General features: G+C 46.6%; 18 protein-coding genes. 1 reads left to right on the top strand and 17 read right to left on the bottom strand.

All coding sequences use genetic code 11. The annotated features are described in order from the left end of the window. The first annotated feature begins 9 nt into the window (after window positions 1–9). A complete protein-coding gene (locus ABID47_RS07635; RefSeq protein WP_354495549.1) occupies window positions 10–1,404 on the top strand; it encodes an MFS transporter in 1,395 nt (464 codons plus the stop codon). A gap of 384 nt (window positions 1,405–1,788) precedes the next feature. On the opposite strand, the gene ABID47_RS07630 is transcribed toward ABID47_RS07635, so the two are convergent. The 17 genes from ABID47_RS07630 to ABID47_RS07550 form a co-directional block, all read right to left on the bottom strand. Further along, window positions 1,789–2,931: a copper amine oxidase N-terminal domain-containing protein gene (locus tag ABID47_RS07630; protein ID WP_354495548.1), complete on the bottom strand. Its 1,143-nt coding sequence runs from the start codon at window positions 2,929–2,931 to the stop codon at window positions 1,789–1,791. 58 nt (window positions 2,932–2,989) lie between these two features. Next, window positions 2,990–3,178, bottom strand: a complete 189-nt coding sequence (locus ABID47_RS07625) for a hypothetical protein (protein WP_354495547.1) — start codon at window positions 3,176–3,178, stop codon at window positions 2,990–2,992. 359 nt (window positions 3,179–3,537) lie between these two features. Beyond that, window positions 3,538–5,094 carry a copper amine oxidase N-terminal domain-containing protein gene (locus tag ABID47_RS07620; protein WP_354495546.1) on the bottom strand — a complete coding sequence of 519 codons (1,557 nt, stop codon included), beginning with the start codon at window positions 5,092–5,094 and terminating at the stop codon, window positions 3,538–3,540. Between the two features lie 271 nt (window positions 5,095–5,365). Then, window positions 5,366–6,586: a staphylopine family metallophore export MFS transporter CntE gene (cntE, locus tag ABID47_RS07615; RefSeq protein WP_354495545.1), complete on the bottom strand. Its 1,221-nt coding sequence runs from the start codon at window positions 6,584–6,586 to the stop codon at window positions 5,366–5,368. 46 nt (window positions 6,587–6,632) lie between these two features. Then, window positions 6,633–7,382, bottom strand: a complete 750-nt coding sequence (locus ABID47_RS07610; protein WP_354495544.1) for an ABC transporter ATP-binding protein — start codon at window positions 7,380–7,382, stop codon at window positions 6,633–6,635. Then, window positions 7,376–8,194 (bottom strand): staphylopine uptake ABC transporter ATP-binding protein CntD, encoded by an 819-nt coding sequence (cntD, locus tag ABID47_RS07605; protein ID WP_354495543.1) that lies wholly within the window; start codon window positions 8,192–8,194, stop codon window positions 7,376–7,378. Before cntD ends, ABID47_RS07610 begins: the two co-directional genes overlap by 7 nt. Beyond that, window positions 8,175–9,062: a staphylopine uptake ABC transporter permease subunit CntC gene (gene cntC, locus ABID47_RS07600; RefSeq protein WP_354495542.1), complete on the bottom strand. Its 888-nt coding sequence runs from the start codon at window positions 9,060–9,062 to the stop codon at window positions 8,175–8,177. Before cntC ends, cntD begins: the two co-directional genes overlap by 20 nt. Continuing rightward, window positions 9,059–9,994 (bottom strand): nickel/cobalt ABC transporter permease, encoded by a 936-nt coding sequence (gene opp1B, locus ABID47_RS07595; protein ID WP_354495541.1) that lies wholly within the window; start codon window positions 9,992–9,994, stop codon window positions 9,059–9,061. The genes cntC and opp1B overlap by 4 nt, the downstream gene beginning before the upstream one ends. A 32-nt stretch (window positions 9,995–10,026) precedes the next feature. Then, window positions 10,027–11,652 (bottom strand): staphylopine-dependent metal ABC transporter substrate-binding lipoprotein, encoded by a 1,626-nt coding sequence (gene cntA, locus ABID47_RS07590; RefSeq protein ID WP_435530591.1) that lies wholly within the window; start codon window positions 11,650–11,652, stop codon window positions 10,027–10,029. Between the two features lie 46 nt (window positions 11,653–11,698). Beyond that, a complete protein-coding gene (locus tag ABID47_RS07585; protein ID WP_354495540.1) occupies window positions 11,699–13,000 on the bottom strand; it encodes an opine metallophore biosynthesis dehydrogenase in 1,302 nt (433 codons plus the stop codon). 27 nt (window positions 13,001–13,027) lie between these two features. Continuing rightward, on the bottom strand, window positions 13,028–13,819 hold the full coding sequence (locus ABID47_RS07580) for a nicotianamine synthase family protein (protein WP_354495539.1): 792 nt from the start codon (window positions 13,817–13,819) through the stop codon (window positions 13,028–13,030). A 31-nt stretch (window positions 13,820–13,850) separates the two neighbouring features. After that, window positions 13,851–14,684, bottom strand: a complete 834-nt coding sequence (locus tag ABID47_RS07575) for a diaminopimelate epimerase (RefSeq protein ID WP_354495538.1) — start codon at window positions 14,682–14,684, stop codon at window positions 13,851–13,853. 413 nt (window positions 14,685–15,097) lie between these two features. Further along, window positions 15,098–15,379: a TetR/AcrR family transcriptional regulator gene (locus ABID47_RS07570; protein WP_354495537.1), complete on the bottom strand. Its 282-nt coding sequence runs from the start codon at window positions 15,377–15,379 to the stop codon at window positions 15,098–15,100. Further along, the gene (locus ABID47_RS07565) at window positions 15,360–16,532 is read right to left on the bottom strand and encodes an FAD-dependent oxidoreductase (protein WP_354495536.1); all 1,173 of its coding nucleotides are present in this window, start codon (window positions 16,530–16,532) and stop codon (window positions 15,360–15,362) included. The genes ABID47_RS07570 and ABID47_RS07565 overlap by 20 nt, the downstream gene beginning before the upstream one ends. 183 nt (window positions 16,533–16,715) lie before the next feature. Then, a complete protein-coding gene (locus tag ABID47_RS07560; RefSeq protein WP_354495535.1) occupies window positions 16,716–17,084 on the bottom strand; it encodes an MBL fold metallo-hydrolase in 369 nt (122 codons plus the stop codon). A 1,094-nt stretch (window positions 17,085–18,178) separates the two neighbouring features. Then, a complete protein-coding gene (locus ABID47_RS07555) occupies window positions 18,179–19,780 on the bottom strand; it encodes a response regulator (RefSeq protein ID WP_354495534.1) in 1,602 nt (533 codons plus the stop codon). Then, on the bottom strand, window positions 19,755–21,611 hold the full coding sequence (locus tag ABID47_RS07550; RefSeq protein ID WP_354495533.1) for a sensor histidine kinase: 1,857 nt from the start codon (window positions 21,609–21,611) through the stop codon (window positions 19,755–19,757). Before ABID47_RS07550 ends, ABID47_RS07555 begins: the two co-directional genes overlap by 26 nt. Window positions 21,612–21,622 lie beyond the last annotated feature (11 nt).

Raw genomic sequence — 21,622 nt, 5'->3', positions numbered from 1 at the left:
GGGATAAAAATGAGTATTCGCAATAGGTGGTTGATGATCTCCGTTGGATTAGGGATTCTATTGAACCCATTAAATTCTTCAATGATTTCAGTTGCTATTCCAAGGCTACAAAATGTGTTCCAACTCGACTTTACAGTGGTATCCTGGATCATTTTTTCTTTCTACATTGCGAGTGCTATCGCTCAACCTATCATGGGAAAAGCCAGCGATTTATTCGGTAGGAGGAGGATATTTCTTAGTGGGCTTGTTGTATCCTTCGTTGCATCATTATTAGCTCCACTATCCCCAAACTTTGGTTGGCTCATCGTGTTCCGCATTGTGCAATCCATAGGAACAAGCATGATGGTTGCGGTTGGAATGGCCATTGTGCGAATTCATATTAGGGAGAAACAAGCGACTGCACTGTCAGTCTTGTCCATATTCCTATCCGGAGCGGCAGCGATTGGCCCCTTTATTGGCGGGGTCATTATTCACTGGTGGGGCTGGCCTGCTATCTTTTTGGTTAATATCCCCTTCGCAGTGACAAGCTTTTTATTAGCTTGGAGGCATATTCCTAATGATGCTCCGTCTATGACATCCGTTGCTCGCAACATGTCCTTTCGCAGATGGTCTGATTTGATTGATGCGCCAGGAGTTCTGCTATTCACCGTGGGTCTGGTTGCTCTGCTCGTTGGATTATTGTCCGCAAAATCATCTGGTCAAATTTCATTTAGTAACGTTATTGTCGGGCTGATTGGCTTCGTTGGACTGGTAGCTTTCGTGCGACATGAGTTAAAAGCGAAGGCACCCTTTATTCCTTTACGCACTTTCGCTAAATATCCTGCAATGACTTGGGTCAATGTCGAATTCATGGTCGTTAACTTGCTTTTTTACTCTCTCTTTTTCGGGCTTCCGTCCTACTTGCAAATCGTACGTCATGTCAGCGAGTTCCATACCGGGATGCTCATGCTAAGCTTAGGCTTGTGCTCGCTCGTTGCTTCTCCAATGGCAGGACGATGGATCGATAAATCAGGACCTCGACCAGCATTGCTTCTGTCCGGAATCCTGATGACATTTGGGTCCGTATGGATCGTGATCATGACACTGGATCAGACTTCACCGGTTATCAGTGTGTGTCTGGCTTTAGCTGCATTCGGTATTAGCAACGGGTTAAACAGTGTCGCTATGCAAGCGGCCTTATTCAAAAGTTCACCAAAAGAATTTATAGGTGTAGCATCTGGTATATTTAATACCTCAAGATACCTGGGAACCATTCTCTCTTCATTACTCATTAGCAGCGTAATGGGAGATAACTTCAGCTTCGAGGGATTTCGAGTACTTGGGATTATCCTCACGTTAATTGCATTGTCCTTGGTATTCGTAAATTGGCGTCACAAGGAGTCCGGGCAGTTGCATGAGTCCTAGTTATCTGACAGATGTAGCTTACCCTTCGTTACCTCAACAGAAAGCGGTAGCTGATCGTGAGAATCGGCTAAGCAGAATACGAATTAGATATATACCTAATCGTAAATGAGAACATATTCTTGTCCATTTCGGCAATCGGTACAAGTTCTTGTCTTTAGCTCGGGACGAGAACTTGTACCGATAAAATAAAAAAGCCGCTAAAATTGCGACTTCTAATGGGACTATGTTCTTGTCCCCCGACAGGCGGCTCTTATTAGCTAAATTAGCTAAGTGAGAATAGACGCCTAGCTCCTTGGTTTTTTACGAGCAACATCCTATTTTGTTGCTGAGGGTGTTCCAAAGTTTACTTTTGGGACACCCTCTTATACTCAAGATGGTAATTCATTATGGCTTCAAAAGCTCGTGTTGGTGCCCACTCAGCTTGATTTTGTACTGTCCAAACGTTTTTTTCCTTTCATCTGAACTTAGATTTCCAGCGCGTTGATAACCGAATGTAGAGATCCCATCTTTGTCAATGGTCCAATCATAGACCTTACCTAAGGTATCAAACCCATAATAAAATCCAGGCTTACCTAAATAATCTGAAGACCATTGTCCATTATTGTATGTTGCATATTTCAAATTGGTTGTTTGATCGGCATCTAGCAAGCCACGTTGATACTGAGTTAGATAATAGACATTGCCTAAATATGTTTTTACCGACTTTATAGGCACATTTTCAGCAGCTACTCTTGAAATCGATTCTCCATTTACCTGATATAAAATAAATTTTTGCGTTGTATTGTAGTCATAAATCAGATAGAAGTCACTCTTCTCAGTTTTGAACCAAATATCTCCAAGATGAACTGTTTTCTTGTCGTCATTTGTTACATGATAACTAAAGTCGTTGAACGTATAGAAATCTTGGCTTACCCGTAATTTATTGTTCTCTTTTGTTACAGCTAAATATTTATCACTATAAATAACATTCTTACCTTCGTAGGTCAGCCCATAGACGCGAATTAGTTTGGACTCTTCAATCGTTGAAGTATTGACATCCCTTATAATAATAAGTCGATATGGCTGAGTTTCAGTGCTTTTTTGATATACTACTTTTTTGTTCAGAGCCTCCCCAATGTATCTTAGAGGAATATAGGTTGAGCCATTGTAGATGTTTGCAGGTACATCCATAGCAACGGTTTTACCGTCTATAGTGATGTTTTTATTTTTTATTTTCATTAAAATTGTTTTATTTGAATACTGAATGCGAATGGACTGACTTTTTGTATTGAAATCTACTACTGCACCAAATCCTTCAGATATCAAACGAAGTGGCACTAATGTTCTTCCATCTTTAACAATCGGTTTTACAGCCGATTCCTTTTGACCATTGATTAATGCCACGGAACTGTCCAGGGAAAGAACCATCGTGTTTTTAAGATCAGTACTCGTATCATTTTTAGTTTGAATACTCTTTGCTTCTATCGTACCCATTAAGGAAAAAAATAATGTGAAAGAAATAATAGTTAATAAAAGCTTTGACTTCATAAATACACCTCTCTTTTTGTATATTAGCTTTAAGTTAACGATATATGTATAAGCTGTATTATACATTCTTAAGGGATTCCGGCTTGTCCATAGCTTGTTTTTGGATCGGTGCCGGCGATGTATAAGGAAATAAACCTATCACGTAATAGGATTGCAGCTGAAAGAATTTATCAATGGTTTCATCATCCCATGCAGGAAAAACGATTTTAAGTACGTCATTTGCCTCTGGACATTCCTCCTTCCGCAATAATGTAGTTTCTCCTTGATTGTACATCGAAGTTGCATATCATACCGGCATCTTCGATCCAGATGACGATGCCATTGCTCATTTTGACTCAATATAAACACTCTTCTTAAAATAGAATTTTACAACAAAATTTCTTCAATTCATTTCCATTATCCTGCCCGTTAGTTGAGAAAAAGGCAACCTACCAAAAACCGGCTACCTTCAATGTCTTCATTGAGCACATATTTACACCCCCTACCTTTCCAGTACTAACATTTATCATCACACTTTCTATATTGAGTTTACCTGCCCGTTAGCTTAACAAAAACAGCAGCCAATTACTTGCCGGCTGCTGTTTGTTGTTTTGAACTATTGTTCCCTCAGTCGACGTCAGCGATTTTCCACTCGCCATTTTCCTGCATGAACACGATTCCTGTAGTGCCCGACTTATTGCCGTGCTGATCGAACAGGTAACTGAACGTCACATACGCCAGCAGTGCGCCGCCGGGACGGTCTTCGAACGTCACGGAGCGGACGCCCGTAATGAATCGCTGGCCGATGATCTCGAACGACTGCGCCGGCGTGCCGTTCTTCACGAACAGCCGGCCGAGCGCAGCGGCGTCGCGACCATTCATGGCTTTGACATAGCCGTTGAGCAGCTTCGCGGCGGCCAACTTCTTCGCTTCTCCCGCATACACGCCTTCATCGAGTAACTGCGGCATGAATACGAGCAGCGCGCCGCGAACGCTTGGCGTCCACGTCAGCTGGAAACCGAACGCTTCCGCCGTCGCGCGCAGCGGCAAATAAACACGTCCCTTCACAATCACCGGTTTGGCGTTCGCGCCGGTAAGCTTCTTGCCGTTCACCCATAGCGACAACGCTGCGCCTTTTCCTAGGTTGATTCCCTGCGTATCAGGCTGTGTAGAAACGAAGGCGGCTTTATACGCGGCGTCCCATCTTACATACCAGCCGAACGATTCCGCAAGCGCGCGCATCGGCAGCAGCATGACGCCGTTCGAGACGATCGGCGCAAGCGCCGGATCGTTCACCGTGACACCGTTGATGGCCAGCGTAGGAGCGGCTGCAGGAGCGACCATTACGCTGCGTATGGTTGTTCTCGAGCCGGTGTCGATGTAGAGGTCATAAGTGCCAGGTGCGATCGGCTTGAAGGTACCGTCAATCGCCTCGCCGTAGGCCGGCATCGTGAATTGAAAATCGTACCGTGCTTCAGAGTAAGGCGCGGTATGGACGAGCAGTGCTCTTTTGGATGGATAATCCACGCCCTTCGCTGTCATATAGCCTCCGGATGAGCCGGATGTCTCAATGAAGATCCGAACCGTTCCTTCATAGTTACTCGCGTCATTGCCCGTAATACGAACCGTCTGTCCAATGACCGGCTTGAGCGTGCTTATATCGGTCTGCGGAGATACCGCCAGCAATTCGTAAAAATCTTTGAGGGCTGTGGCATCCTGGGCGATATATTTATCTTCGCCGATATGGATGAGAACGTGCTTCGAATCCTTGAATTGCAAGTAGATATCGGTCCCGTCGGTTAGCATGACATCTACACTAGTGGCGAAAAAGGCATCCTCTCCGACCAACTGCTCCGTCGACGGCTTTGCGTTCTTAAGCAGCCGGTTAACGAAGCCAGCCGTCTTCGTAATAGCGCTTTGATCTGCTGCGCGCGAGGCGAACAGTGGCACCCACTCCAGATCGGCGTGACTCATTTGGACCCGCCGAACATTATCCGCTTGAATGGCCGCCGGCTGCGCCGATGATGCCGGCACGGTCACAATATCGTTTTCGGCGGCAGGTGGCTCATTGGCGGCTGTTGAAGCTACCGCCTCAGCCTCCCATGAGTTCCCGCCCGACCAGACGGGAACTCCAACGGTGAGTAGCACCACCAGAGTGAACATATAGAACTGTTTCATTTTCATCTCATCGTCCCTTCCGTCAGGAAGATCTATAGGCCATGAAGCCAGTTATTCTTATAGACGGCTGGGGGAGCGGGAATGTTTCATCCGTGGTTATGACTGAGCAAGGTTCTAAATACTTGATAATTAGCGATATGTTTACACTATCCTGCCCGTTAGCTTAATGAATTAGTGTAGTGAAATGTAGTTTGATGCTTATCTAATCGGTAATCGGATTATGTTCTTGTCCATTACGGCAATCATCTGCCATCGATGTAATCCCCTTACAGACATATTAGTGGATCTGCTCCGGATGTCTCAGTTCCTCCGCTTGCTTTCCCGCCCGAAACCACTTGCGTCGATCATAGGCGGCAAGCGTCATCACCCCGGCCAGAAGTGCACAAAACATATACATCCATGAATAGGAAGTCAGATCAGCGACCGGCCCCATCACCGCACCGCCTAATGAGACACCGAGATCGGCCGTGGCGATAAATAAACCGATCAACACATTGCGATCCGTCTGCGGCAGGACGAAGGATAAAAACGTTGTGAGCGTCGGATATATAATGGCCTGGGCAGCGCCCATCAGAACCGCACCGGCGTAAAAGAAAACAGCCCCTCCATGGATCGAATAGCTTATGCTTCCGGCCGCAAACGCGAGGATCAACATCATTCCCATCATCAAGGAAGAGCGCCATTGAGCATCTGACGGAATTCTTTTGCGCAATGTATATCGAGCAATCACGACGACACTTGCCTGGATGGCCAAATAGATGCCGGCATTCCCCTGCGGCAGCGAAAAAGCGTAGACAGGAATAAAGGCCGTCGTTGCTCCGAATACCATGGAGGCCGTCAGCATGAGAAGGCTGCACTGAAACAGGAACGGATTTCTGACCAATTGGGCATAAGATTTCAATAGACCTGCACCCTGCTCAGCCGGTAGTGTTTGCGAATCCCCGGTTCTTTCCACTTTTACACTGTAACCAAACATTCCCGTGATGATCGCTATGGCGATCATGGTTATGGTAAAGAAGTTCATTCCTCCGCTTTGCCACAATGCCAATGCCAGGAGCGGACCAAGAATACCGGGAATATAGGTAAACAAGGAATAAAAGGATATGCCTTGCGAACGTTCCTTCTCGGGGAGAGCATCGATGATGCCAATCTGCAGCGACATGGAAAAAAATGCAGTCGATACGCCCTGCAAAATCCGCGCGACCAAATAACCGCTAAATCCCGTGATGGTGTACAGGATCAAAGCAATGCCATTGATGACCAGGATGAGACGCAGCACTTTCACCGGTCCATGCTTTTGAATGATCCGGCCTGCCCACGGCCGAAAAAACATCGTCGTGAACATATAAGCTCCCATGATCAGTCCGATGGACGTGCTGCTCGCTCCCCACGCTTTCCCCTGCAGCGGAATCATGACATTCAGTATCGCGTTGGCGCTAAAGTAAAGCAGTGCCAGCAGGTACAACCGGATAAAGGGCCAAGACATTGCCTGATTCAACCGCTTTCCCTCCCTTCTTATACATCTGGACGATACATGTTCCCGTTTAAAACGAAATCAAGGATTTCAACAATCGCTGCGTATAGGCGGACTTCGCCTCTTTCAGGTTCTCCACTCTTATGGTTTCTTCAATCTGGCCATCCTTGACAACAAGAATACGGTCACAAATGTAGGACGCCGCCATAATGTCATGAGTAATAAAAATGTAGCTCATAGCGTACAGCTGCTTTAACTGTTTTAACAGCTTCAGGACCTGAATTTGAACCGATACATCCAGAGAGCTGACCGCTTCGTCCAATACGATGCATCGGGGCTCGGTCGATATCGCCCTTGCGATACATACTCTTTGAGCTTCTCCACCCGATAACTCATGCGCATACTTGCTCTTGTAGGCAGGGTCCAATCCAACTTGAGTCAATAGCAGGTCGACCTTGCTTCGTTTCTCGCTCCGAGATAATGATTGCTGTGCATTCAGCGGCTCCAGAATGGCTTGCTCCACAGTAAACATGGGGTGGATGGATGAGGTATAATCTTGAAATACGGCACTCAGCTTACCTTTTCTCACCGTTCGATGGATTACGTTCTTCCCTTCGAATAAAACGCTGCCGCGATCGGGCTTCTCCAATCCCAGCAGCAGGCGCCCAAGAGTTGATTTCCCGCTACCGCTTTCACCGAGGATTCCGAGACATTCGCCGCTGAAGCACTCGAAGCTCACATTCTTCAGAATCTTCCGGGGCTTCCCCGTGAACATCCCGTCAGCCTTGTACGACTTGTCGACATTCACGACGTTCAGCATGGGGCATCGTCCTCCTCCATAATCTGCTTGAAATGGGAGGCGAGCTCCATCCGCGTCGAGACCAAAAATTGTGTATGCGGATGGCTGGGATGTTCAAAAACGGCTTGAACAGCCCCCCGTTCTACAATCTTTCCTTGGTTCATGACCAACACGTCATCGGCGATTTTCTTTACGACTCCCAGATCATGTGAAATAAAGAGCATGGAACAATCCAATCGTTCCCGCAGCAGCCTCAACTGCTCGACAACCTCAAATTGCGTAATCGTATCCAGTGCCGTGGTAGGTTCGTCTGCGATGATCAAGTCCGGCTCCAGGACGAGAGTCAAGGCAATCATCATACGCTGCAGCATTCCCCCCGACAATTGAAAAGGATACCGGTTCATGAGGTCCAGCGGATTTCTCAGCGCTACCTTTTCCATGGCTCGGGACATGTTTCTTTCCGTTTCGCTCTTGCTCCAGCCATAATGGGTTTTCAGCGTTTCTTTGAAATGAACGCCAACGACACAGGAAGGATCAAACGCCCGCATGCCGTTTTGTACAATCATGCCAATCTGTTTCCCTCTCCGCTTCCGCATGTCTTGGTCGGACAGGTCTGTCAGGTTTTCCCCCTGAAAAAAGATATCTCCGGAACTTGCAAGGGACGGAGAGTTCAAGCGAATTACCGACCGGCACGTCACGGACTTACCGCTCCCGCTCTCCCCTATGATGGCAAGGCATTTTCCCGACTCCACTTGAAAAGAACTGCCATGAATAATCGGATGATGGGTCCTTGAATCCCAAACCTTGAGATGGTTAACTTCCAACATATTCATAAACTGATTTCTCCACCTTTTCCGCTTGACGGATGTCTTGCGAGCTCATTCGTTTGGGATCCAGCGCAATCTGGATTCCATCTGCCAGAAAGTTAAATGCTGCAACCGTAATCACCATGGCCGCGCCGGGCGCCAGCATCAGCTCCGGATGTGAGAACATCACGGACTTGGCCTCATTCAGCATCATGCCCCACTCGGCATTAGGCGCCTGGATGCCCATACCAAGAAAAGAAAGGCCTGATATTTGCAATATCATGGAACTTATGGAATTGCTCGCGATTACGCCAATATCGGAAAGAGTCACAGGAATAAGGTGCTTTCTTATAATGTTGACATGGCTGATTCCGCTTGCCCTTGAAAACTGTACATAACCCATCTCAGAATACTGCATGACGGATGTGCGGATGACTCTTGCGAACCATGCCCATTTCATAACGACAAAGGCAATCAGAATGTTCCCCAGGCCGGGACCCAGAATGCCAACGACAGCCAGCGTCATGACATATCCGGGAAACGAAAGCATGACATCACAAGTTCGCATGATCAGGTTATCCGTCTTCCCTTTGAAATAACCCGCGATAAATCCTACGACAGCCCCAATCCCTACCGAAATGGCCAGTGTGATCAATACCCACAGAACGCTTGGACGAATGCCAAAGATTAACCGGGATAATACGCATCTTCCCAAATGATCGTTCCCCAGCCAATAATCCCAGGATGGACCTGAATATCTTAGCTTCATGTTGACTTCATTCGGATCATGCGGGGCGAACATCGGAGCGCATATGCCTACAAGAAGGATCGCAAGCACAATCATCAGGGATGCCAGTGTCAGCTTATTTTGGCCTAGACTTCGTATGGTTCTCATCCGATCTCCTTTCTTAGTCTGGGATTAAGCGCAGCATTGACGATATCGGCCAGAGCATTGAAGAGAACGAAAGCCGCCGCTAATACCAGAACATACGCCTGTATGATCGGGAAATCTCTACTCAGAATGGCCTGAACACTGAGCCTGCCGATGCCCGGCCACGCAAACACATTCTCTACGACGACCGTGCTGCCCAGAATCGCAGGGACGGACAGGCAAAAGATGGAGACAGCCACTTGGAGCGAATTTCTCAAAATATGCAGAACAATTTTCTTTTCCGGTAATCCGCTTGCTCTTCCGTAGAGCACATAGTCTTCATTTAAATTGTTCAGCATGGAGCTCCTGATATTTCGAAAATAGATGCCGGCATAGCCAGCGGCTAGCACGGCAACAGGCAGAATATAGCTGCGTATCGTCTCCATCCCGCTTGTCGGCAGCAGATCCAGCTTCACCGAGAAAAACCAAATCATCACTGTGCCTAGCAGATAAGACGGCATGGAGATCAGGAAGAAAGAAACCGCGCGGACCGAATGATCCACCATGGTTCCTTCCTTGATGGCACAGAGAACGCCTAAAATGATCGACAGCGCGATAATGACGACAGACGAGACGAGAGTCAGCTGCAGCGTATGGAGAAACGCCGGACCGATCAATGACAGCACCGGTTGCCCGTTCACATAGGATTCTCCAAAATCCAGATGCAAGCATGCTACCAGCCAGTTCGCATATTGCACGATAAACGGTTGATTCAACCCCAAATCTTCTCGCGCATGGGCCATCAGCGTGTCAGTGATTTCCGGGACTTCCTGCGCCCGCAGCACCGCTTCAGCAGGGTCCATAGGTGACAAATTCACGAGGAAGAAGGTCAGAAATGAAATCAGGAGAAGAAGCGGGAGAGACATCAACAACCTTTTGACAATATAAATCCCCATAAGATCTCCTTTGGCTCAAACTGCATTACCATTTATGACGTGAAGTGCATTTGTTCAAAAGGAAGCTCAAATTGCGTTTGTTTGAATGAAATTCCTTGTAAACTGCTGGGAGCAACCACAGAAACCCGGCCATGGGTTAACGGAATAAACACCGCTTCGTCATGAACTATAGTTAAAATGTCGGCGTACAGCTTTTTCCGATCATTCTCATCTGTTGACGCCATGACCGCTTCGATATCGCCGTACAGCTCGTCGGCTTCTGTAATCCCTTTTGTCGCATGCAGGTACGACGATGAGGATGTGAAGGCTGCAATGGTGCTTTGCGGATCATAGGCGAGTCCCCAGGTTTGATTGAACAGCAGATCATAGTCCCCCGAGGCTCTCCGATTGGCGATGGAAGAGGATTCTTCACCGATGATTTCCAGTTCCATGCCTATGTTTTTAACGGCATGCTGTATGTATTCAGCCTCCGTTTTTTGGGATGAAGAGTTGCTGTCGTAGTACAAGCTCATGGCAAGCCGCTTTCCTTCTTTGACTCTGGCACTCCCCGCATTCCCGGATACCCAGCCGGCGTCCTGCAGAATTTGTTCCGCTTTCTCCGCATCATAACCGCGCTCTTTCAACTCCACATTGGCGTAATTGACATTGGAGGAGAACAGTGTGCTTGCTGGTGTTTCCATTCCGTCGAAAATATCCTGACTTATAGTTTCACGATCTATTGCGTACCAGAGAGCTTCCCGGACCGCCGTCTCATGGACAGGACGATCAGTTCTGCTGGTGTTGGCAACGATCATCTTGGTATTCATCGCTTCGCTTCGAATGACTTGAAACTGCCCGGAATCCGCCAGCTGTTTCATAGATTCAGGATCAATGCTGTCCGCGCCGCGGTCATCGGTGAACACAAAATTCACTTCTCCTTTTTGCAGCGCTAAAAAGGTAGTCTCCCCGGCGGGAAGGACTTTTGCGGTGATGCGTTTGATCGATGGCGGGCCGCCCCAATAGTTTTCGTTTGCAACAAAAACTGCATATTGATTCACTTTGTGCTCAGCCAGCTTGTAAGGACCCGTACCATGGTAGCCGTTCAATCCATCTTTCGTTCCTCCATTCTTGAAATCCTTGGGAGACACGAAAACATAGGGCCTGGTCATGGACAGTTCAACCAAAGTCGGATCATAAGGCCCGGTCAATGATAACTTCACGGTGTACTCATCGACCGCCTCGACACTCTTTATCTTGCTGGATAATTTGATCCATGAATGTTTGTCGGCGTTGGCTTGAACGGCATCCATATTTCGCTTCACGGCTTCCGCATTAAAGGGCTCACCATCGTGAAACGTTACCCCTTTTCTTAAGTGGAAGAGATAAGTTTTGCCGTCCTCCGAAATTTCCCACGATTCAGCCAGCAACGGCATGATCCCGTCCTTCGTGTTTTCGACCAGAGATTCATATACCATGCCTTGGGCTGGCATAGACCCCAAGTACAAGTGAGGATTCATGTCATTGATATCTTTAGATGAAGCATAAGTTATTTCCGTTTCCGGTTTACTTTCCGTTTGGCCGATTCCCGATGCCGCTTCTTCATGGGATTCACCGGTTGTACCGCATCCACCAAGGAATGCAAATGCAATCAGCAGACCCGCAGCAACTATTTTTTTCACAAGTTACCCTCCTGAACTTTACTATCACGATCGTATGGTCATTGATCTAAATTCGGATTTGATCGATTTCCCGGCAAATCATGCTGATATGTTCATGAAAATCCTGAACGGTGAATGCATCCGACAACAACTCGCCCTGATGTTCTTGTGCCACTTCTGTAATTTTGTGCTCATACGTTTTGACGAACTGGTCTATGGTGGGACATCGCAACTCCAGATAGCGGGCTATGCCCTGAATCACTTTGATGCGGTAGTAATCCTCCTTGGGCATCCTTGGGATATCCAGGCGGCCTTCTTTATTAAGAAACATCGATCGGATCGGCACCGCCGAAAAGTCAAAGTACTTCCCATCTGCGTCCGGTTCTGAAAATGGATCAATAAGTAACGACGAATACCGAATATACAGCAAGTACTCTTGATGGATGGCCCCCAACTCATTGAAGCGGTCGATGTCGTGGCGCGACAAACTCTCCGTTCTTACCGGGTAATTATCATCCGTCATGAATTGGAGCAGGTTTAACTTCCGAATATTTAATCGGTCTGTAATGTCCATAATTTCTTTCCACTGGGACAGCATGTCACGGATCAGGTATTGTGTAATCGGACCTTCGGGGTATAGTTTGTATACATACTTTTGGGTGTCCGATTTATCGAAGATGGCCCCTAAAGTGAACTCATTCATGAACAGCGGCGGATGAACGTACAACGAGATATTCCTGGTCTCTGCCTCAAACGGGGTGGCCATCACCTCCAAAGCAATGCCCAGTGTTTCAAACATGCTGCACAGCTTGTGGACAGCTGCCGAAGATTGCTGTGTTGAACCGATATACACCTTTTTCTTGACCCCAGTGGTAATGACCTGATTGGATGGACTGCCATGCAGCCAACGGGTATCCCCCAAATATGTAGAGAAGCTGATCACTTCTGCATCGACATTCATACGGCGCAAATAGTGGCTGACCAGGCAGTTTGACCCGAATGTCGGGGAGATGAGCACGATGCACCTCACGTTGTGCAGAAGCGCGGCACGGATTCGGTCCAAAACTTCGACATAGGCATCTGTAGTCACCGCAAAAATAATCGTGTCCCATTCGCCTTCTATTGTTTCATATCCTTGAAAAACCTGATCGATGATGCACTCACCTTTCATCCTTCGATGCTGCTCATTTTGAACATCCGCCTGGATCCGTCGTTCACTGCGCTCAAGCGATTCGAAAAAATCGGTGGAACGAACAGAATCTCTTCCTACGATCCCCACATGGCATTTCATATACTTTTTGAAGAGGATCGCCAGTTGAATGGTCGCTGGGCCTGTTCCCAGCAACAAAATACGCTGGAGATGATCCATGATGCGTCTCCTTTCCGGCTTGCCCTTTCATTTTTGATACAACGCAATGTCAAACACATCATCTGGTCGCAGCACGTACTCTGCAATCTTCCAGGTTCGCCCGTCCAATGGTTTCAAGGGATAATTGAATACCGATTTCAATCCGTCGCCATAGCGCATCGCGACAACTGCCTCATCACTGGTCAAGGGATAGAGCTGGTCCAGAATGTCATATTTTTGTTCAACCGTTGAGCTGAAAATGATATGGGTCAGCCCTTTCAAATGTTCGAGCTGCTCCACGTGTTTGTTCTCCAGACGGATGTTCAAGCCGTGTCCCAATTGCTTGACGACATTAGATCCAAGCGCAATCGCTTCTTCATCGATATCAATGCCCACAACCTCAGCTCCTGTGCGCTTGGCGATCAACAGTGGTGTCATCGGAAACGAGCCGGATCCCACCATTAACACTTTGGAAGCGGAAGTGATTTGAAAGCTGCCGAATTCTTTTTCGATGCAGGCTTCAATGTTTTTGAAGTACTCGGTGATTTCGGCATGCCCTTGCTGCAGACGGACGGCTCGGTATTTTTCCATGATGGCGACGCAGCGTGCGGATATGGCTCTCAATTGCCCGGCAGTGCAGGCCAGTACATCGGATTGATCCAGCTTTAGTTGATCCCACGCCTTACTGTTTTCTTTGTCCGTGACAAATCCAGAAAAATTATCGATGATCAGCTGCAATTCCTCGAAATGTGAGGCGGTCTGATCGTACCTGTTGACCAAGTCAACAAATCTGTCCAAGTATTCTTGCAGGCATTTATGGAAATCCACGGCTGTCAACATTACGATTTCCTCTCTTCTCCTAGTGAGATTGTTACATATCCACAAAGGCTTTCCCTCTGGCTACAATATTAACGTTCCCGGAAACTTTAAGGGTCGCCAGCCGTCCATTATTCCAATCAGCTGCCACATCAATTATTCCTCCTGGCTGCAGGATCGCGGACTCGATGGATGTTTTGTTCTTCCATGCCAAATAGGCTCCAAGAGAAGCCGTTCCTGAACCGCATCCACGTTCCCAAACTAAGCTGTCCAGTTTCGGAACATAGATCAAGGTCCGGAGTTCATGTGTAACGGGTTTATATAGCAATATTCCGGTCAGATTGGATCCTACAGCTACGCCGATCACTTGAGCAATCGTTTGAGCGGTGATTCGTGTTGGCTCATCATACTGCTCTACTTCCATGACGATATGTATGAAATCCTGATATCTGATAATCGCTAGATCCAGAGCCGAATCTGCATAGGGTATCGTTTTCCGTTCGATCTGCTTCGGTAAAGGCATGATGACCTGACAGACGTAGGCATCTCCATTGTTTTTAACCTCACACACTACCAGTTCATCCGTTCCTGAAACTTCTAGCAAAACTCTGAGCAGCTTGTGGGGCTGTACATCTTCTTCTGTTGCAATGTGGGCAGCCAAGGCCATGCAGGCATTACCGCAAAATTCACCTCCTGCCATTCTCAATGCGGCATGAGCCAAGTCATGATTAGGTGGCTCGATAAACCCCACTTGTTCAGCATGCACACTGTCATAAGACATGATCTTGGATCCTATAAGGGCATATTCTTTGACCGGATGACGGGTTTGCACCAAAATGGTCATGTTTTGGGTTGGACTGAATTTAACAAAATCGATCTCCCTTCTCACGCCGACGACCTCACTTTAGGATTTTTCGATGTTAATCGTAATGATTACGATTAACATCGAAAAAAATATATCATAGAACTCCGGAAATGGTCAACATATATTTCCATTAAAGTTTCTTGGAACCATTTATGGCCTGTTAGCTTAATAAATTTAATTAATAGTTCAATCGGTAATCGGCTTATATTCTTGTCCTTTTCGGAATCGGCACAAGTTCTTGTCCTTAGCTCTGGATAAGAACTTGTACCGATAAAACAAAAAAGCCGCTAAAATAGCGACTTCCAATGGGACTATGCTCTTGTCCTTCGACATTAGCGACGACTTAAGCGAATATTATTACCACAAGTCTTTTCCTGTATAGTTAACAAAATAAATAAAATTATTTAATTGGTGGTATCAAAAAAAGTACGATGCCTTTAACTCCTGATATCGGCGAAGCGAGTGCTCATAAGTTCATGTTTGCTACCAAAGGCATTATAAATACTGCTTCGACCTAGTTCGGTGCCTTTGACTAAATCTTGAATCGAGGTCGCAGAATAACCGCGTTGCCAAAAAACTTGCATGGCTGCATCCACTATATCGTCCGGATCAAACTCTTTTGGGGTCACAGAGCGGGAGTTCAGCGGATCATTTGCGACAACTTCTTCTCCCCTATAGTCGGTATCCTGATGGTAAAAATTATTCGCTTGAATCAGCACCCTCGAGGAACTTTTCAAGCAGATTTTTCACCTTGGTTACCGCATCGTCGGACAACATGAGGTTGAAGCTCTCATACGACATTTGGGCTGAACCAGAAGAATAAGCGAACATTTTGCGCTCATAAGTCTCAATTGCCTTGACTAGATCTCCTTTGTGTTGAACAATCGAAAGGGCTAACTCCATAGCATCTCGCATCGCAAGATTGACTCCGTCGCCAGCAGGTGGGGCCAGATGGGCAGCGTCGCCGATGAGCGTAACACCAGGCTGGGTATCCCAACGTAGTCCGATGGGCAACGTATAAATGCGTCTTGTCATAATAGCTCCATCGGCGCAGCGAATATAACTTTTCAGAGACTCCGCCCAATCGTCGAAGTAAGTCAGCAGCTGTTGTTTTGCCTCTCCGGGTTGATCGAACGCAACACCGCAATGATCCAGCCAATCCCGATCGGCTCTGAAAGATAATCCGACTCTGATGCGGCCGTCTCCATTGAGTTGACCACTAATGGATTTATTATCGCCAAGAGCAAACATGCTGCCCCGCGAGTTAAAGGCAGCCAATTCAGGATGCGCTGTGCTGTCGATACTGAGATCTACCCTACTGATTCCCGTATATTCTGCCACGGCATCCGTAAGCAATGGACGAACGCGCGAGAAGGCCCCGTCCGCTCCGACGACAAGATCAACGATGTCGGTATGTCCGTTGTCAAAGCGCAATTCATGTTTGCCTTCATCCAGAGGCAATGCTTCAACCAGTTTATAGCCGTAACGGATGCATCCGGGTTCTAAAGCGTTCAACAGCAGCTCACATAGTTTACCTCGATCAATCTCCGGACGATCTCCCGGTGCATTGTCGTCCGCCACATTATCGATATGGATTTTTCCATGCTTATCGAAAAGGCGAAGGTCCTGTCCTGAATATCTTGCTATCGCCTGAAATTGTTCAAGTAATCCTACTTCTCGAAGTGCTAGCTGTCCGGAATCTTCATGAATGTCCAGTGAACCCCCTCGTTTAGCGTTCTGGTCGCTAATTTCACGTTCATAAATTGTGGATCTAATACCCTTTTTCTGTAGAACAAGAGCCAGCATTAACCCGCCCGGACCTCCACCGATAATTGCAATATGTTGTTGTGCTTTCGTTGCCACACAAACCATCTCCTCAAAATAATGTTGCGAATCATGATCTATACGCTAGCATGCTATTATGAACTGAATATGAATTCATTGGCTGTAACAAAAAATGCGCAAGACCATTAGGTCTTGCGCGGCCAATCGCACAAATTGCGAACGAGGACCCCTGTTCAAGAAGGACAGTCTCAATAATGAAGGAGCGGATTATTAAAATTTTTCGCCGTCACTTATGGTATGATTTATCAACTTAACGGGTCTATCGACGAAACATGCGAATCGCGCAGCTACTCCGTGAGGGACAAAGAAATGACCGACCTTACTTTTTAGTCTATTAATAGAGTGATAATCTAGATGGTCATAATGGTCATGTGTAATAAAAACAGCGTCCAAAAATGGCATTTCATCAATAATATCCAGCATATCTTTACCGTATCGTTTGCTGCCGGCGAAGGAAACTGGTGAAGCAACAGGTCCTAACATAGGGTCTACAAGTAGCTTATTATTATCAATACTTATTAGGAACGCAGAGTGTCCGAACCACGTTAAACTATCTTCTTTACTGTTTATTTTTTTCAATCCAAGCTTGAAACCTGAGTAGGACCACTAGGTTTACGATCTTTTCTTCCAAAAATAGAATCCTTAATCATGGAGAGAAGGTCTGTAGCACTTATGCTCATCTTTGTTGGAGCCTGATTGACAAATTTCCCATTAGAAAAATTATCAAACTCATCGTACGCCGGTTTTTGTTTTCTAATGAGTTGCCGCCAAACGTTGGATGTATGCCTATAAACAATGGAACGATAAGGATGACTACGACTGAAACGAGGAAAAAATAAAACATTATTTTTTCATTCCTTCCTGATGTTTAAAAGCATTCAAATCATCGTCCAACTGCAAATTACCTATCAGTAGGAAGGAGCTTCGCATAAGACACACCGGTTAATTTTTCACTGATATCCCATAGCTGATTACATTGGGTTTTATTCACCGCCTTGGATGGCATTTTCACTTCCACCGGCGATCCGGTGTATTGCATATTTCAAATTGGTTGTTTGATCGGCATCTTGCAAGCCACGTTGATACTGAGTTAGATAATAGACATTGCTTAAATATGTTTTTACCGACTTTATAGGCACATTTTCAGTAGCTACTCTTGAAATCGATTCTCCATTTACCTGATATAAAATAAATAGACACAGTAAGCGTTGATTAACCGCCTAACGAGGAGTTCCCCTATGAATTTTAAAAAACAAGAAAGCTTTACTTCACTTCAATGCCTGCTCCAGCCGCTCCCGAGACCGATATTGCGATATGTTCTTTTGATCTTTAGCTTTCTGAATTTGAAGGCATGGTTCCAAAATTTTATTTGTTTATCTAAACGGCTTTCGGTACAAGTTCTTGTCCTTAGCTTTGGGCAACTTGTACCGATAACATAAAAAAGCCGCTAAATAGCGACTTCAATAGGAATATGTTCTTGTCCCTCGACACTTGTCGTCTTACAGTCGCACCTTTGACAAGTAATCGGTCTACTTTCAAAATGAATCATCTCTGCAAAGCTATGAAAACCAGTCTTCAGCCGTTATCCTCGGTGTGTCTCGGCACCCTTGCTGCTCGTAGCGATACTCATTCCTTATCATTTGGCTTCCCAAGAGGACACTGTGCCCTCTACTCTAATTCTGCTTAATTTCGCTCGGCAGAACCCCCCAGTACTTATGAAACACCTTCGAAAAAAAACCGCTGTTGATATACCCAACTTGTCTCGCAGCTTGCCCAACCTGTCCTCCCTCCTGAATGAACTGCTTGGCCAGCGTCATCTTTCGTTTAAGCACATATTGGGAGAACGACTCACCAACTTCATGCTTGAATAGTCGGCTTAAGTAGGACTTGTTTACATATAACCGATCCGCGATCAAATTCAGGCTGATATCCTGACTGATTTCCTCGTCGACAAGGACAAGTAGACGCTGAATCAATTTATGTCCGCTTGGCTGAAGGCGCTTTTGCGAATGGGTCGTAATCTTACGTACGATCCGGTGCAGGGTTTGCTGAATTTGTTCCCTTGAATGAAGGTTCAGGATACTGTAAAAATAAACGGCATCCTCCCCCATCATCTGGCGCAGGTTCCACTGTTGTTCGCGAATGATGCGAAGCAAACCATGCATGAGATAAAGCAGCTTCTCCTGTACCTCCTCTACCGCAGAAACATGCCCGAACACCTTTAACAACAATCGATCAAGCGCCGCTTCCGCTATTTGAATATCTCCAAGCTCGATTCCTGTTTCAAGTGCTCTTTCATCAGAGTCAATCGTTAAATTCGCCGAAACATCTTCCCCGAGTTCATCCGCATAAGGGATCGCAAGGTCATGTCCATATACGACTCTTTTCCGAAGTGCATTCTGCGCCTGGGCATATAACATGGGCAGATGCTGCAGTCCAGTCGCGATACTGCTGATTCCCGCACTAGCTGTCACTTTCAAACACTCTTTTAACGTGGACAACACTTTGGTTGTGGTAAAGCTGACACGAAGCTTGAATTCACCTGGGACCTCCTCCGGTCTGCTATGAAAAATAATAACCGTAGAGCCCTTCGCATCCTGAAACAGTTCAGAATCCATGCCTGATATCACGTCAAACGCAATGCTTCGCAGTGAAAATTGAAGCAGCGGTGTGTCCTCTGCCCGAAATCTCCCCCCGTCAATCAATGGATCCGGCTCCAAGACAACAACGGATAATCGTCGTTCCGCTTCAAACGGGATCAACAATTCCTTGCTTCGGCTTTCATATTCCCAATCGGATAAGGCACCGGAAATGCAACTATTATAAAATGTTTCCTGCAGTCTCGGCAGATGATTCCTCCATTTCGAGAACAGCATCTCATAGTTATGCCGCTTCTCCAACTCGATTTTTAGGATAGCTGCCGCTTCCAGAACGGCCTGCAGGATCTCCTCATTGCTTGCAGGCTTAATCAGATATTTGAGTACGCCGGACTCCATGGCAGAACGCGCATATTCAAAATGTTCATAACCGCTGAGGATGATCATTTTCACCAATTCGTTGCACTCGTGAATCCGCTTCGCCAATGTGAGTCCATCCATTTCCGGCATCCGAATGTCCAGCACAATGATATCCGGGTGGGTACGTTCCATCATTTGAAGTGCTTCACTCCCATTCTCCGCAAGAGCAACCACGTCGATGCCGTTCTCTTCCCAGGGGATGGTTCCCACCATTCTTGCCCGGATACCGATCTCATCTTCCACGATCATTAAATTCATGCCCAGTCCCCTCCATGTACCGGATACTTCCGCATTCAACCCGCGGTATATACAATCGAATACGCGTTCCAACCAGTTCATCACTATCAATCACTAGATCTGCCTTCTCCCCGTAATGCAGTTTCAGCCTGGACTTCACGTTTCTCAAACCGTATAATTCCGTGTCCATCCGGTCCCTTCCCGCCGAAAGATCCAAATTCATCATGGAAATCCCATCCAGTTGCCGTTGAATATACTGCAGACGATTCGGCGCCATTCCAACACCATTATCCTTTACTTCGGCAACGAACCATTCCCCGTCGTTCACTGCAGAAATATCGAGTGCCCGGCCGCCGTGTTTGCGCTCAAGCCCATGCAAAATCGCATTCTCCACTAACGGCTGGAGCAGCAATTTAAGGAGTAGGATATCTTCCGTACCTTCTCCCATCCGATAAGTGACTTCAAAATCAAATCGCCTCTGCTGCACTTTAATATAATAGTTCAGATGGTTAAAAGTCTCCGAGACCGTATAGTGTTCCTTTCCCTTACCCAGGCTATATCTCAAAAACTTGGACAAATTGATGACCATCTCTCCCACATCGTCAGCGTCGCTTAATACCGCTGCCGAATAGATCGAATCCAGCGTATTGTAAAGAAAATGAGGATTGATCTGCGATTGCAGCAGTTTGAACTCCGTCTTCGTCAGCAATATCTGCTTCTCATACACATCTTCGATCAGGTGCCGCTGCGCACTGGCCAGATGATTGAACGTATCCATGACATACCCGAATTCATCCTCCCTTCGATGGATGATTTGGGTATCGAGTTGCCCCCTCCTCATTTCCTTCATCGCGGTTACCATCTTCTTCATTGGTTTGGATATGCCGCTGTAAACGATCCACGATATCCATAACGATATCAACACGCTTACGGCGATGATCAAGTACGTCCACCTTTGCAAAGTGCGCGATTCCTGCAAAATATCCTTCTCGGGCTGTATCATGACGAGTTTCCAGCCCGAGTCCTGTGACGTTACCCGAACCATAAGCATCCGCTCAGGATAACCCGGTAGATGGCCTGCAATCAGATCCTTGCCTTCGTCCGGCCAGGAGGGAGGAGTTGCAGTGCTGCTTGCCGTCGTAGCAATTAATTTCCCGTCCTGGGTAAACAGAAAGGCCTCTGCACGGCTACTTGGGAGCAAACGCCTCAATTGGCTGACAAAATAATCCTTGCTCAGCGGCAGTATAACGATATTTTTGTTCCGTTCAGGATTGAGCAAACTCATCCGCCTCATTACCACCATGACGTTCTCGTTATAGATCGGGTCTATCATATGGTTCGCATTGTACCGGTTCTCCTCCGGGAAAAATAACGTGATTTTCCCATCGGCTTCGATGGCCTGCTTGACCCACTCCAGCTGCTCCGGATTCTGTTCTTTTTGATATCCGGTGGTTGACAATAATATGCCGGAATCATAATGAAATAGGGACGCCTTTGGAGCCATCCGGTTAACAGAGGAGATAGCAGCGATTTGCTGATCAATCCACTGGAAATCCAAAATAGACTGCGGTGTGAGCACTTTGCCGGCGTATTCGAATCTGCGGTTAATATCATAATTGTTCGCAAGGACCGTTGTCAGCTCATACACCCCCTGCATTGTAAGGTCCACATAATGGACGACGGATTGCATGGCGCTTTGCGTACGATCGCCAATCTGATTTTTTAGAATCGTGCGCGAGCGATGATTGGAAAAGGTCGATATCACAACGAGGGGGATAAGGATCAGAATAAAATAACCGGTAAGCCGCAGCTGAATCGATTGCCTGAAACGGTTTTTCCATATTCTGATCATTCAGCATCATC

It is taken from the genome of Paenibacillus favisporus, from assembly GCF_040545415.1.
GTDB classification, from domain to species: domain Bacteria; phylum Bacillota; class Bacilli; order Paenibacillales; family Paenibacillaceae; genus Paenibacillus_AQ; species Paenibacillus_AQ favisporus.
The sequence above is the reverse complement of the archived record's forward strand: the minus strand, read 5'-3'. Positions and strand labels throughout refer to the sequence as shown.

Excerpts from the sequence above, each read along its gene's own strand:
- ABID47_RS07580 (WP_354495539.1), bottom strand. The coding sequence starts at position 13,819 with ATGTTGACAGCCGTGGATTTCCATAAATGCCTGCAAGAATACTTGGAC.
- ABID47_RS07555 (WP_354495534.1), bottom strand. The coding sequence starts at position 19,780 with ATGAATTTAATGATCGTGGAAGATGAGATCGGTATCCGGGCAAGAATG.
- ABID47_RS07550 (WP_354495533.1), bottom strand. The coding sequence starts at position 21,611 with ATGATCAGAATATGGAAAAACCGTTTCAGGCAATCGATTCAGCTGCGG.
- ABID47_RS07630 (WP_354495548.1), bottom strand. The coding sequence starts at position 2,931 with ATGAAGTCAAAGCTTTTATTAACTATTATTTCTTTCACATTATTTTTT.
- cntC (WP_354495542.1), bottom strand. The coding sequence starts at position 9,062 with ATGAGAACCATACGAAGTCTAGGCCAAAATAAGCTGACACTGGCATCC.
- opp1B (WP_354495541.1), bottom strand. The coding sequence starts at position 9,994 with ATGGGGATTTATATTGTCAAAAGGTTGTTGATGTCTCTCCCGCTTCTT.
- ABID47_RS07635 (WP_354495549.1), top strand. The coding sequence starts at position 10 with ATGAGTATTCGCAATAGGTGGTTGATGATCTCCGTTGGATTAGGGATT.
- ABID47_RS07565 (WP_354495536.1), bottom strand. The coding sequence starts at position 16,532 with ATGGTTTGTGTGGCAACGAAAGCACAACAACATATTGCAATTATCGGT.
- ABID47_RS07585 (WP_354495540.1), bottom strand. The coding sequence starts at position 13,000 with ATGGATCATCTCCAGCGTATTTTGTTGCTGGGAACAGGCCCAGCGACC.
- ABID47_RS07620 (WP_354495546.1), bottom strand. The coding sequence starts at position 5,094 with ATGAAAATGAAACAGTTCTATATGTTCACTCTGGTGGTGCTACTCACC.
- ABID47_RS07610 (WP_354495544.1), bottom strand. The coding sequence starts at position 7,382 with ATGCTGAACGTCGTGAATGTCGACAAGTCGTACAAGGCTGACGGGATG.
- cntD (WP_354495543.1), bottom strand. The coding sequence starts at position 8,194 with ATGAATATGTTGGAAGTTAACCATCTCAAGGTTTGGGATTCAAGGACC.